This window comes from Shewanella inventionis, assembly GCF_014641855.1.
GTDB lineage: Bacteria > Pseudomonadota > Gammaproteobacteria > Enterobacterales > Shewanellaceae > Shewanella > Shewanella inventionis.
Genome location: NZ_BMII01000003.1, coordinates 138,726 through 152,712, shown reverse-complemented (window position 1 = coordinate 152,712; position 13,987 = coordinate 138,726). Strand labels below are relative to the sequence as shown.

The following is a 13,987-nucleotide window of genomic DNA, read 5'->3' as shown; positions in this document are numbered from 1 at the left end:
TACGCGGTTAGCGAGTACACTCTTCTAATAAATAAGCAAGGTGACGATACGAAATACCGCTATGTTGGGTTAAGCCAACTTCACACATTCTGTTAGCGTAATAACCTTCTTTGGTTTCAGCCGGAATGAGTTTTTTGATATTACGCAGTGCGCTTGCGTTGATTTCAGGTTTGTACAAGCCTTTTTCACCCGCATATCCACAACAGGTAATCCCAGCAGGCAATACAACATGGTTGGCACATGCATCTGCAATGGCCTGTTGTTTTGGCTCTAACTTCATCTTACGGGCACTACAGCCTTGGTGTAAGGTGACATTAGATTTTTTGGTGATTTTCATGTTTGGTAGCAAGTTATCGTGCATAAACTCAACTAGATCAGTAATCGCAACTTTCGGGTTGCCTGTTAATGTACGGTATGTACAAGACAAGGCATCAACGACGACTGGCACTTTACCGTTGTCAGACAATTTGCTGAGTGCATCGATGAGTTCATCACGTTTTGCATCGGCATTTTTAAAATCACCTTTAGATTCCCACATCTGGCCACAACACAAATGGCGAGTATTGTCTGGCACAATCACATTGTAACCGGCACGCTCTAGTAGTGTGATAACCACTTCAGGCAGTGTACGGTTATCGGGATCTTTTGGTGTCGGGCCAAAGGTTCTGCCACCGCACGCTGGGAAGTAAAGTACTGTTTGTTGGCCAGGCTTATGCGCCGATGGCTTAGCAACTTTACCCCCTTTAGGGAAATCTGGATTCCAGTAAGGCACTTCTTTGGTGATCATACGACCGGCATTCATCATTGAATTGGTTATAGTGTCACCCGTTACTTTATGAATAATGCCTAGAATATCAAATCCTGTACTAATGACTTGGTTTACCGCGCCAAAGTGCTTGGCCTGGAAGTCGAGCACTTTTTGTTCTGTGGTGGTAATGTAAGGGGTACGCAATTTACGCACTAACTGTCCCATACTGTTATCAACCGGGCAGGCGATAGTACAAAGCTGACAGGCCGCACAGGTATCAACAACATCGTACTTCGCACTGGCGCGCATTTCTGCAGCCGCTTGTTTATCACCAGATTGCTCTAAACGTTCAATCTCACGTAAAACAGCAATACGTTGACGTGGCGAGAAGTTTAGAGCTGATGTTGGGCAGGTTTTTTCACAGAAACCACATTCAATACATTTATCGACAAAATCATCCACCACTGGGCATGGCTTAATATTTTTAACGTGGACTTGTTGGTCATTATTTAAAATAACACCAGGGTTGAGTAAGCCATTAGGGTCAAAAATTTGTTTAATTTGTTTCATTAGGGTGTAAGCATCGCTACCCCATTCCATTTCCACAAATGGCGCTACAGCACGCCCAGTACCATGTTCCGCTTTCATTGAACCATCGTATTTATTTATCACCATGTCGGCCACGTCTTGCATGAAGGCATGGAAACGATCGATATCTTCTTGTGAAGCGAACGTTGGGGTGATGATAAAGTGGAAGTTACCTGCTAATGCATGGCCGTAAATGACCCCTTCAGGATAACCATGTTTATGAAATAGTGCAGTTAAATCTGCCGCAGCACTGGCAAGGTGTTCAAGCTCAAATGCCACGTCTTCAATAATCACTGACGTGCCTTTAGGGCGCGCGCCACCAATAATAGGGAATAAGCCTGAACGCATGGCCCAATATTGGCCAAACACTGCCGGATCTTTACTGAACTCAATTGGACGTTCGGTTTTTATGTGGGCAATTTTTTGGATAACATCGTTGGTGTATGTATCGAGAGTTTGAGCGTCATTAGCACGTGATTCAATCAACAGAATTGCCGAGCCTTCAGGTAATTGGCTTAGCCATTCTGGCATGCCGGTTTTACCTGTTACTGACTTAATTGACGCCCAGTCAAGAAGCTCTGCAGCGGCAACACTGTCACCTTTAATTAAAGGGATGGCGCTAGCGGCATCTTCCATATTAAAAAATACCGCCATGGCAGAGGCTTTAAATTTCGCTTCTTCTACCGTGTGGTAAGTGATTTCATTAACAAAAGCCAATGTGCCTTCAGAGCCAACAATCAAGTGGTTAATGATGTCAAACGGATCAGAAAAATCCACCAACGCATTAATACTGTAACCTGTGGTATTTTTAATCGAGAATTTTTTACGAATTCGTGCAGCGAGTGTTGGATTATTTTGAGTTAACTCGGCTAAATCGCATAATGCGGCAATAAGTGTTGAATGTGATTGGCTAAATGCGGCTTTAGAATTTGGGCAACCGGTGTCGAGTTCTGTACCATCAACAAACATTAATTTAGCTGACTTAATGGTTTGGTAACTATTTTGCGCTGTACCACAACACATACCAGAAGCGTTATTGGCAACCATACCGCCAATTTGTGCTGAGGCTAAAGTTGCAGGGTCGGGGCCTATTTTCTTGTTAAAAGGTTTTAATGCTGCGTTAGCATCTGAACCGATCACCGCTGCACCCAATGAGATAGACGATTTATCTTCGCTGATGTCAATGGTTCTAAATCCATCGTGGCCAAGTATTAATAAAATACCTTCGCCAATTGCTTGTCCAGATAAGCTAGTGCCAGCCGCACGAAAGGTGACAGGTACATTATTCGCTCTAGCAACGTTTAAGGTGATTTTGACTTGATCTAACGTGTCTGCGTGAACCACAATTTCAGGTACGATACGAAAGTAACTCGCATCAGTGGACCAAGCAAAACGACGTACAGGATCATTGGTAACAAATTTACTGCCCAATTGAGACGTTAAAATATCCATTACCGCTTGATAGTTTATAGTCATAACATGCTCTCTTAACACTGTAATGTTTTGTAGGCTGCTATGCCTACAATCGGTTATACCCTTGTTTATGGAGTTGCCGTTACTGCCAGCAACTCCATGATATTGGGTATTTCGTTATTGATATCCGTTGTAATTAAAAACCGCCCCAAATTGTTGCAATGGTACCGGCAACAAGGGCATAACCTAATGCGATAGGCATTGTTTTACGAATAATTTCTGATTCACGTCCTGCCATACCAACAACAGTTGCTGCAGCCACAACGTTCATCACACACATCATGTTACCGGCGTTAGCACCAATACCTTGAAGTGCTAATACTAACGCGTGGTTCATACCAATGTTGTCTGCCACTGAATACTGTAAGCCTGAGAACATCATGTTAGAGAAGGTGGCAGATCCTGATAGGAATGCACCAAAAATACCGACAACAGGAGACACCCAAGCCCATACCGCACCCATGCTATTTGCCAGTAAATCTGCAAGTGCAACAGGCATTGAAGCAAGACCGGCCCCGTTGTCGCCTGAGTTAAGGAAGATTTTCACCATAGGTACAGAAGCACCTAATGAAATGATGGTAGGTAGCATTGATTTGCAAGACACAGTAAATGATTGCTTCATTGCTTTAGGTTTCATTTTGAATAACACAAAACCGAACAAACACACGGCAACAAAGAAAATGCCAGGGGCATAGAAGGTAGCAAAACTGGCCTTAAGATCGGTTCCTAGCAAGCCGGTCCAGCTGATGTTAAAGCTTGTTAACCAACTCTTAAATGGACCCACCACGCGAGACAGTACTAACAAGGCTGCCATGATGATGTAAGGAGACCAAGCTGCGATTTGTGAGAATTTAACGGGGGTTTGATCAATGGCTAACTCATCATCTGACTTGTTGTCATTTTCGCTAAAGTCACACCAAGGTTGAGAAGGTAATAACCAACCTTTTCTTGCAACAGGGATAACCAACGCCATACCTACAAGAGAACCAATCACTGATGGAAACTCTGGACCAGCAAAATAGTTAATTAACCATGCTGGTACGGTAAAGGCTAAACCTGCAAAAATAGCGAATTTCCAGATTTGTAAACCTTCTTTGATTGATTTGTTACGACCAAAAAAGCCCGTTAATACACACACCATAACCAATGGAATGAGTGAGCCGGTAACTAAATCGATAGTGATCATGTGCTTAGCAATGAACTGTGCGTAACCAACAAATGTGCCGCCATGTTCTGCAAATTGCGCAGCAGCCATGTTAACGCCACCTTCGGTTAGACCTTGCTCCATACCAAATAATACTGGCAGACCAATTGCGCCAAACGATACTGCAGTTGAGTCACCTATTAAGGCAACAACCGCTGCTGCAATCGGAGGGACACCGAGTAATACAAGTAATGGTGCACCAATTGCTGCTGGCGTACCAAAGCCTGCTGAACCTTCAATAAATGAGCCAAATAACCAACAAATAATGACAACTTGCACGCGTGCATCTGCGCTGATGTTAGTAAAACCTGAACGTATGGTATCCATGGCACCAGAGAATTTTAGGGTGTTTAACAAAAACACCGCACCAAAAATAATGGTAAGCGGTGTTAGTGCAGATAGAAGACCTTCAACAACAGACGCAGCAAGTAATTGCGTGTCCATTTGCCATATAAAGATTGCTGCCAGACCTGTTGCAATCATTGATATGGGCATTGCTTTTGATGCCGGTAAGCGCATTAGTACTAAAAATACCATTACGCTAATAATGGGCGTTAAGCTTGCGAGTAACTGTAATATTGTCATGCATACCTCTGTATCACTATTTAGTGGGTATTGAGTTGTTATTATTTGTGTTAGCTTCTGGCTAACTAGGGCGTAATAGACGTTATTTAAGTGTTAAAAGAGTTGATCGAGATCATCTAAAACTCGAGAAAGCAAGTTCGCTTAAAGAAGTGGGATCCACATCCTGTAGCAGTATTTTAGATATTGGTTTTAGATCACGTTTTTTGGGGATGTATAAAAGTATAAAAAAAGCCATGTCATTTGGAGAAACGAATGGCTTTAAGATAACGTGTATTAGTGAGTGTTAATGTGAAGCGTTTCACGCATGGGCGTTAAGGTATGTGACAGGGGTCATAAGTTAAAAAAGTTTACTGCCCCAGCCTAATTTATTGCGCAGGACATGGAAGTAATTATGACCTTTGGGGTGGATTAAGCGTAAGCGTTCATTAGATCGGCGAATAAAAATTTCATCGCCAGGTAACACGGCTAAATGCACATGGCCATCGCAACTGACCTCAAGGTTTTCACCGTTATTGGGTGAAACGACTAACTTAATCGTACTGCAAGCATCGACCACGATGGGCCTGCATGACAGGGTATGCGGAAACATAGGCACTAATATTAGCGCTTGTAAGTTAGGGGTTAAAATAGAGCCGCCAGCAGATAATGAATATGCCGTTGAGCCTGTTGGTGTCGAGACAATCATGCCGTCGGCGCGCTGGCTATACATAAATTGCTCGTCAATATACACCTCAAATTGGATCATATGAGCAATTTTGCCAGGATGCAGTACCGCTTCATTAACTGCGGTATTACTTGAGGTGATCTTACCGTGACGATGGACTTCTGCTTCAAGTAAAAATCGGTGTTCTGTTTCAAACTCCCCGTCTAAGACTTTAGATAATGCATCTTCAAAATTATCGGGTGGTAAATCCGTTAAAAAACCAAGGTTTCCTCGGTTTACTCCAATTACTGCCACGTCAAATCGAGCTAATACTCTTGCCGCCCCTAGCATATTGCCATCGCCGCCGACCACAATCGCTAAGTCGCAATGTTCACCCATTTCGAGCAGGTCCATTGAGCAAACCTCAGGGCCTAACTCGGCTGCGACACGTTCTTCAACAATCACATTAAAGCCCTGAACACTGAGCCAATGATGCAATCGCCTTAGGGTTTGATTTGTCCCTTGATGATGCGGTTTGCCGATGAGTCCGATTGTGTTGAACAATTTAGTCATATTCGAGTTTGTTGTGCCTTTAGGACTTGAAACATAAGAATTGATCCCCATAATATACTCAAACTTATTAAAAGTGTGCTATTTGCTGTTAATTAATCAGTAAATAGTCACATTATTAGCATATCCAATATTGCATTTTTTAGCTGGAGTGAAAATGAGCAACGAATCGAACAACGCACCGCAAGATCAAGTGGAAGAAGTGGTAACACCTGAAGTCGTGGCTGATGAAGCAAGTTTGATGGATGAATTGACCCAAGCAAATTTTCGCATTGAAGAATTAGAGCAACAATTAGCAGAAACTCAAGCAGAGTTGGCCGAACGTAAAGATGTTGAAATTCGTGCAGCGGCAGAAACACAAAATATTCGTACTCGTGCTGCAAAAGATGTAGAACAAGCGCGTAAGTTTGCATTAGAAAAGTTCGCTAACGAATTATTGCCAGTGATTGACAATATGGAGCGTGCTTTACAAGGAACCGATCCTGAAAATGAAGCCACTAAGGCCATTTATGAGGGTGTTGAGTTAACCATGAAGGGCTTTTTGACTTCTGTTGAGAAGTTTGGTGTAACGCAAATTAACCCTCAAGGTGATGCATTTAACCCTGAGCATCATCAAGCTATTGGCATGCAACCGAGTGCCGAGTTTGCTGCTAACACCGTGATGATGGTAATGCAGAAAGGTTACTTGCTAAATGACCGTTTATTACGCCCTGCAATGGTGATGGTTTCGCAAGGCGGTAATAGCGTAGACGTAGAAGCGTAGACCATAAAAGCGTAAACGTTACGAAATTATAGATAAAAAAAAGGACTGAATTTTCAGTCCTTTTTTTATGTTCATTAACCGTAACAATATGCCACTTTAAGACACAAACGCATTGATTTGCGACAAAATTCCGGCAGCATCAAGTTGTAACTCTGCTGTAATTTCATCGGGTGCCCCATGCTTAATAAACTCATCAGGCAAGCCTATCAATAATACAGGCTTCACAATTCGCATCTTTTGTAAGGCTTCGAGCACGCCAGAGCCAGCGCCGCCCATAATGGCATTTTCTTCAACCGTGACGATATAATCATGGCTGTTTGCCAGTTCGACGAGTAAATCTACATCAAGTGGTTTAATAAATCGCATGTCTGCCACTGTGGCATCGAGTTGTTCAGCAGCTTCAAGCGTTGCCGCTAATGTGGTACCAAAGTTAACGATGGCAATCTTTTTGCCTTGGCGTTTTAGTACCCCTTTGCCTATCGGCATTGCTGTCATTTCTTCAACCTGCTCTGCACCAGTTGCACTACCTCGAGGGTATCGAACGGCTGTTGGGCCGTCTTGGTAGCAGTAGCCCGTGTAAAGCATTTGCCGGCATTCGTTTTCGTCTGACGGCGCCATAATCACCATATTAGGGATGCAGCGCATAAAGCTTAAATCAAACGCTCCTTGGTGTGTTGGGCCATCCGCGCCCACAATGCCGCCTCGGTCTATAGCAAAGAGTACAGGCAAGCGTTGCAAGGCAACATCATGAATTAATTGATCATATCCGCGCTGTAAAAAGGTTGAATAGATGGCCACAACTGGTTTAAGGCCTTCACACGCAAAACCTGCACCGAGTGTCACAGCATGTTGCTCGGCAATAGCTGCATCAAAATACTGTTTCGGGAATCGTTGTGAAAACTCAACCATACCTGAGCCTTCACGCATGGCGGGTGTTATTGCCATTAGTTTGTCATCTTGAGCGGCGACATCGCATAACCATTTACCAAATACTTGTGAAAAAGTCGGTAAACCAGGCTTAGTTGCAGGTTTTTTAAATTGGCTTGGATCAAATTTAGGTACGGCATGCCAACCAATAGGATCTTTTTCTGCAGGTTCATAACCACGACCTTTTTTGGTCATGATATGCAGGATTTGCGGGCCTTTTAGGTTGCGCATATTGCGCATGGTTTCAACAAGCGAGTCTACGTCGTGGCCATCAATTGGACCAATGTAATTAAAACCTAACTCTTCAAATAAGGTTGCAGGCACAACCATACCTTTAAGGTGTTCTTCGGTGCGCTTTGCCATTTCTTTAATCACAGGCATGCCTTTAAGCACTTTTTTGCTGTTTTCGCGGATGGTGGTGTAAAAGCGACCAGACATTAACTGAGCAAGATGATTATTTAACGCGCCGACGTTTTCTGAAATAGACATTTCGTTGTCATTCAATACAACTAACATGTCTTTATGGAGGTCACCCGCGTGGTTCATCGCTTCAAACACCATACCGCCGGTCATTGCACCGTCGCCAATAACCGCGACCACTTTACGGCCAGCCGCTTCTTTCTCAGCAGCAACAGCCATCGCTAACGCAGCGCTAACTGAAGTGCCAGAATGGCCAACACTAAAAGTGTCGTATTGGCTTTCTTCACGCCAAGGGAAGGGGTGCAAACCATTTTTTTGCCTAATGGTGTGCATGCGCTCTCGACGACCGGTTAATATTTTATGTGGATATGCCTGGTGGCCAACATCCCAAATCAAACGGTCAACTGGCGTGTTGTACACGTAGTGAAGCGCCACGGTTAATTCAACCGTGCCTAAGCCAGACGCAAAATGTCCGCTGGAAATACCAACAGACTGAAGTAAGAATTGTCTAAGTTCATCAGACACTTGCGGAAGTAATCCTTGCGGTAACTTCCTTAATTCTTCAGGCGTATTAGCTTGCGCTAGTACTGGGAATTTAGAAATATCGAAACTCATAGCGAGATTTTCTGACTCTTTATTATAATCTTCGCTCAATAATGTAGCGGGCGAAGTCTGCAATTAACTGGCTATTGTATGGCAATTTAGTCAGCGCTGATAGTGCATCTTGTATTAGTTGTTCTGCACAGGCCTTTGCACCAGGTAGACCTAGGAGTTTAGGGAAGGTGCTTTTATTGGATTGCTCATCACTGCCTTGAGGTTTTCCAAGCTCTTGTGTACTTGATGTTATATCTAAAATATCGTCCTGAACTTGAAACGCTAACCCTAAAGTTTTAGCGTATTGCATCATCAGCAGATATTGTTCTGCGGGTGCATTAGCTGCTATTAACGCCATTTCTACGGCGCAGCTAATTAATGCCCCGGTTTTTTTATTGTGTAATTCGGTTAAGCGTTGTAAATCTATACTGTGATTAGTCGCGCTGAGATCAATTGCCTGCCCACCACACATCCCCTGATAACCCGAAGCTTTAGCTAACACGTTGACCATGGCTAATTGTTGGCTGGGGGTTAATCCTTCATATGGCGATGTGATGATTTCAAAGGCCAAAGTTTGCAGGGCGTCGCCTGCTAAAATGGCGGTGGCTTCATCAAAAGCAATATGTACTGTGGGTTGCCCACGGCGCAACGCGTCATCGTCCATTGCCGGTAAATCGTCGTGTATTAAAGAATAAGCATGAATGCATTCAATGGCAGCCGCGGCTTTATCAAGGACGTTAACGTCAACCCCAAACATGTCGCCTACACTGTAAACCAAAAAAGGACGGATACGCTTACCGCCCAGTAGTGCACCGTGTTGCATGGCCGCTTTTAGTTGAGGTGCGGCTTCGTCAAGTTGGTTTAAATGCTCGCTCAGTACCGCATCGACTCGTTTTTGGTAAGTTTTTATTGCTTCAGCTAACACGTATCAAGACCTATAATTCAACCTAAATGATTGATGATTATTCACTTTCGACAGAAAATGGCGTTAACTCAACATCATTTTCATTTAATAAAATAGACACTTTTTGTTGGGCTTGCTCTAGCTTAGCTTGGCTTTGACGCACTAAGGTAATCCCGCGTTCAAATTGTTTGAGCGCATCATCTAGTGAGACCTCACCTTGTTCTAAATTAGCAACAATTGTTTCGAGTTCTGTTAAGGATTGTTCGAAACTGAGATTTTCTGGTTTTTTAGCCACGATTCATATTCCTCTTTTGGCGCGAGTGACAAGGTATATCAGGCTAACGCATCGGTCAAATACAGTCGTCTATTATTTGCTCGACAGCACGCTTTGTTGTTGAATTTTTTTTAGAAACCTTAAAAACAGGCTAAACTTGGACCGAGTTTGTCCGATAATCAGTTATGAGTTTCAAAAGATAGCAATATTGGTAGCGTAATTTCGACTAACATCTTGTTGGCAAATTTCATGATTACTTTTACAGTATTGTCATAGTTGTGAATTGTGTCGACAGAATTATGCTAAAACGTCATCATCGATAGCATTAACAAAGCACATACATAAATAAGCAGGATCATCGCTGCGATTGAGGAGAGGTTGTGGATTTAGCTACCCTAATAGGTATTATCGGTGCTTTTGCGTTTATTATTGGCGCAATGGTAACCAGTGGTGGTATCGGTTTATTTATCGATGTGCCATCAATTTTGATTGTTATCATGGGTTCTTTGTTTGTTGTAATGATGAAGTTTAACCTAAAGCAATTTTTAGGTTCGATTAAAATTGGCATGAAAACCTTTATTTTTAAAATTGATAAACCCGAGGATTTGATTGAGCAATCTGTCACCATGGCGGATGCAGCGCGTAAAGGGGGGTTTTTAGCCTTAGAAGAAGCCGTTATTACCAATACCTTTATGCAAAAAGCGGTAGATATGTTAGTGGATGGCCACGATGGTGATGTGGTACGCAATGCGCTGGAAAAAGACATAGCTTTAACAGAAGAGCGCCATAAAACAGGTATTAGTATCTTTAAAGCCATGGGTGATGTTGCACCGGCAATGGGAATGATTGGTACGCTTGTGGGGCTAGTGGCAATGCTGTCAAACATGGATGACCCAAAATCGATTGGGCCTTCTATGGCTGTTGCCTTGTTGACCACACTATATGGTGCTGTTATCGCCAATATGATTGCACTGCCTATGGCCGATAAACTGTCACTGCGTATGAACGAGGAATTATTAAACCGTAATTTAATTATGGATGCCGTGTTGGCCATTCAAGATGGTCAAAACCCTCGGGTTATTGAAGGCTTTTTAAAGAACTACCTTGCGGAAAAACAGCGCAAAATTGATACAACGGACGGAGAGTAACTCATGGCTAAGGCCAAGTGTGATTGTCCACCGGCTGGTGCACCTATGTGGCTGGCAACCTTTGCTGACTTAATGTCATTACTGATGTGCTTCTTTGTTTTATTGTTAGCGTTTTCTGAAATGGACGTGATGAAGTTTAAGCAAATTGCGGGCTCGATGAAGTACGCTTTTGGTGTGCAAAACAAAGTAGAAGTCAAAGATATCCCGAAAGGGACCTCTGTGATTGCGCTTGAATTTCGCCCGGGTCGTCCCGATCCAACGCCGATTGAAATTATTAATCAGCAAACGAATGAAATGACTCAGCAGACGATTGAATATCAAGCGGGCGAAGAAGACAGTGCAGGTGGTACGCAAAAGCAAAGTGGCGAACAACGTGGCGGTAATGCTGCTGCAACGGCACAGCAAGAAGCAGAATCATTGAAAAAAGATGCCGCCTCAGCTCAAGAAAATATTAATGAACAAGTGAAAAAAATGGCCGAAAAACTCAACGAAGAAATCGTTGATGGTGCCATTGAAATTGAGTCTCTAGGGCAACAAATCATTATTAGGATCCGTGAAAAAGGCTCGTTTGCCTCTGGTTCTGGTTTTTTACAACCAAAATTTAAGCCTATTGTGCGCTCAATTGGGTCGCTTTTAAAAGATGTACCAGGCATTGTAACTGTGTCTGGTCACACTGATGGCGCGCACATTAGTAATGAACTTTACAGTTCAAATTGGGAGCTATCTAGCCAACGTGCTGTTGCTGTGGCTGATGAGTTAAGGCGTGTGCCTGGTTTTGATGAAACCCGAATGAAAGTCGTGGGTGAAGCGTCAAATAGGCCATTAGTTCCTAATAATACAAATGAAAACCAGGCGCGTAATCGCCGAGTTGAAATTTCGATTGAACAAGGTAAAGCAAAAGAGTCCAATGAGATAACCGTGTCTCAGTAAGTTATTCATTTTACCTTTTAACGCGCAATCTAAACAGATTGCGCGTTTTTTGTTGTTAACTTGTTACTTAACCGTATTTCCCTCACAAATTGCATGATTACAAGTGAATATGTTTGGTAAATAGTCAGCTTTTGGTATAATCCGCCAATTATTGCTTACGTTTTTACTCAGCTTTGTAGATAAGGCTGAGTTTGATAAACCCTGTAAGCTGTTTTTCAATTATATAATCAATGTATTACAACTCCTTTTAGCTGGTTAACGCTGTGCTAATGGATGAGTTATGCCTGCGGACGCCCCATGAAGTTTATTGTAAAGCTGTACCCTGAAATAATGATGAAGAGCAAGTCGGTAAGAATGCGTTTTACCAAAATGCTCGAGACGAATATTCGTAACGTACTTAAAAAAGTCGATGAAGAGGCGAAAGTACAACGTTTATATGATCGTATTTTAGTGAAAGTACCAGCCGATAAACCTGAGTTAGGTGACGCTTTTGCAGAGCGTTTAGCCTGCATTCCAGGTATTGCTCACGTTGTACAGGTAAGTGAACACAGCTTTGAATCGATAGATCATATTTATCAGCAAGTTCTGCCAAAATACCGTGACGAAATAGCGGGTAAAACATTTTGCGTGCGTGTTAAACGCTCTGGTAAACATGATTTTAACTCGATTGACGTTGAACGTTATGTTGGCGGTGGGTTAAACCAGCACACAGATGCATTGGGCGTTAGACTTAAAAACCCTGAGGTCACCGTTAATCTGGAGATAGACCAAGATAAACTGTATATGGTAGAGCGCCGTATTCCTGGTTTAGGTGGTTTTCCGATGGCGACTCAAGAAGATGTGTTGTCGTTGATATCGGGGGGGTTTGACTCTGGCGTATCAAGTTTTCAGTTTATTAAAAAGGGCGCTCGTACCCATTACTGTTTCTTTAATCTCGGTGGTGCTCAGCACGAAATCGGTGTAAAGCAGGTGGCTTTCCATTTGTGGCAAAAGTACGGTGAGTCACATAAGGTACGTTTTGTTTCTGTGCCATTTGAGCCAGTTGTCGCTGAAATTTTAGAGCGTATTGATAATGGTCAAATGGGCGTTGTGTTAAAACGTATGATGATGCGCGCTGCTACACGTATTGCTGACAAGTATGGTATTCAAGCTTTAGTTACCGGAGAAAGCTTAGGGCAGGTGTCTAGCCAGACGCTAACCAACTTAAATGTAATTGATCGCAGTACTGATTTATTAATTTTGCGTCCACTTATTGCTATGGACAAGCAAGATATTATTAATCAAAGCCGTGTGATTGGCACTGAAGATTTTGCCAAGTCAATTCCAGAGTATTGTGGGGTGATTTCGCAAAAGCCAACAGTTAAAGCTATTTTGTCAAAAGTTGAAAAAGAAGAGCTTAAATTCTCTGAAGACTTAATTGATCGCGTCGTTGATGCTGCCGTTGTTATGGATATCCGTGATATCGAAGCCGAAATGAACAAGCAGGTGACTGAAACTGAAACCGTAAAAGAGGTCAGCTCGGGTGAAGTTGTGATTGACGTGCGCGCACCGGAAGAAGAAGAACGTGCGCCGTTAGAAATCGAGAACGTGATGGTTAAAACCATTCCATTTTTTAAGCTTTCGACTCAGTTTGCCGATTTAGACAAGAGTAAAACGTACTTGTTGTATTGTGATCGTGGTGTAATGAGTAAATTGCAAGCGCTATACTTAATTGAGCAAGGCTACACAAACGTTAAAGTTTATCGTCCGTAAGCGTGAGGCTATATAGGCTAACCTTCAATTAATTTTTTGGGTTAGCCTATGATTTACAAACATAAAAAAACCGCATTAATGCGGTTTTTTTATGCCTGAATACTGAGTTTGCATCAGTTTGCTTGAGTTGCTTTAGAAGTTTGTTGTGCTTCTTCATTGTCTGCAACTAAAATGCTGTTAACATCGTCATTAATGTCAATTTGCATTTCTTCAATGCTTTGAGAAAGCTCGGCGTGTAAATCTGTCATATTGATTGGCTCAAGCTCTGTTGCTTGGGCAGAAACAACACTAATAATCGATGTTAGGGTTAATGCAATAACCGTTTTTAGATTGAACATAAGGGGTGAGCCTCCAGGCTAATTTTTCACATTTGCCGGACTATCCCGTTTACGTCGTAGAGATTGTCCAACTGTATTTTCAATGATGCTAATTTAACCAAACACAGTGTTCTTTACAAACGACAA

Annotated in this window: 11 protein-coding genes; 4 read left to right on the top strand and 7 right to left on the bottom strand. The window is 42.6% G+C overall.

Going from position 1 to position 13,987, the window contains the following annotated elements; genetic code table 11:
• Nucleotides 1–7: 7 nt before the first annotated feature.
• The 3 genes from IEW93_RS02930 to nadK form a co-directional block, all read right to left on the bottom strand.
• Nucleotides 8–2,812 (bottom strand): FAD-binding and (Fe-S)-binding domain-containing protein, encoded by a 2,805-nt coding sequence (locus tag IEW93_RS02930; RefSeq protein ID WP_188736753.1) that lies wholly within the window; start codon nt 2,810–2,812, stop codon nt 8–10.
• Between the two features lie 133 nt (nt 2,813–2,945).
• Nucleotides 2,946–4,598, bottom strand: a complete 1,653-nt coding sequence (locus IEW93_RS02925) for an L-lactate permease (protein ID WP_188736751.1) — start codon at nt 4,596–4,598, stop codon at nt 2,946–2,948.
• Between the two features lie 337 nt (nt 4,599–4,935).
• On the bottom strand, nt 4,936–5,814 hold the full coding sequence (gene nadK, locus IEW93_RS02920; protein WP_188736749.1) for an NAD(+) kinase: 879 nt from the start codon (nt 5,812–5,814) through the stop codon (nt 4,936–4,938).
• A 154-nt stretch (nt 5,815–5,968) separates the two neighbouring features.
• Here nadK and grpE point away from each other — a divergent pair, with 154 nt between their 5' ends.
• Complete coding sequence (gene grpE / locus IEW93_RS02915) at nt 5,969–6,574, top strand: nucleotide exchange factor GrpE (RefSeq protein WP_188736747.1); 606 nt, start codon at nt 5,969–5,971, stop codon at nt 6,572–6,574.
• A gap of 96 nt (nt 6,575–6,670) precedes the next feature.
• On the opposite strand, the gene dxs is transcribed toward grpE, so the two are convergent.
• From dxs to xseB, 3 genes are read right to left on the bottom strand one after another with little or no spacing between them, the layout of a single operon-like run.
• Nucleotides 6,671–8,536, bottom strand: a complete 1,866-nt coding sequence (gene dxs / locus IEW93_RS02910; RefSeq protein WP_188736745.1) for a 1-deoxy-D-xylulose-5-phosphate synthase — start codon at nt 8,534–8,536, stop codon at nt 6,671–6,673.
• 22 nt (nt 8,537–8,558) lie between these two features.
• Nucleotides 8,559–9,440, bottom strand: coding sequence for a (2E,6E)-farnesyl diphosphate synthase (ispA, locus tag IEW93_RS02905; protein ID WP_188736743.1), 882 nt, complete (start codon nt 9,438–9,440; stop codon nt 8,559–8,561).
• A 37-nt stretch (nt 9,441–9,477) separates the two neighbouring features.
• Complete coding sequence (gene xseB, locus IEW93_RS02900; RefSeq protein ID WP_188736741.1) at nt 9,478–9,714, bottom strand: exodeoxyribonuclease VII small subunit; 237 nt, start codon at nt 9,712–9,714, stop codon at nt 9,478–9,480.
• A 359-nt stretch (nt 9,715–10,073) separates the two neighbouring features.
• Here xseB and pomA point away from each other — a divergent pair, with 359 nt between their 5' ends.
• The 3 genes from pomA (at nt 10,074) to thiI (ending at nt 13,523) form a co-directional block, all read left to right on the top strand.
• On the top strand, nt 10,074–10,841 hold the full coding sequence (pomA, locus tag IEW93_RS02895) for a flagellar motor protein PomA (protein WP_188736739.1): 768 nt from the start codon (nt 10,074–10,076) through the stop codon (nt 10,839–10,841).
• A gap of 3 nt (nt 10,842–10,844) precedes the next feature.
• A complete protein-coding gene (locus tag IEW93_RS02890; RefSeq protein ID WP_188736737.1) occupies nt 10,845–11,771 on the top strand; it encodes a flagellar motor protein MotB in 927 nt (308 codons plus the stop codon).
• A 297-nt stretch (nt 11,772–12,068) separates the two neighbouring features.
• On the top strand, nt 12,069–13,523 hold the full coding sequence (gene thiI / locus IEW93_RS02885; RefSeq protein WP_188736735.1) for a tRNA uracil 4-sulfurtransferase ThiI: 1,455 nt from the start codon (nt 12,069–12,071) through the stop codon (nt 13,521–13,523).
• 113 nt (nt 13,524–13,636) lie between these two features.
• Here thiI and IEW93_RS02880 read toward each other — a convergent pair whose 3' ends face one another.
• Nucleotides 13,637–13,861: a hypothetical protein gene (locus IEW93_RS02880; RefSeq protein ID WP_188736733.1), complete on the bottom strand. Its 225-nt coding sequence runs from the start codon at nt 13,859–13,861 to the stop codon at nt 13,637–13,639.
• Nucleotides 13,862–13,987 lie beyond the last annotated feature (126 nt).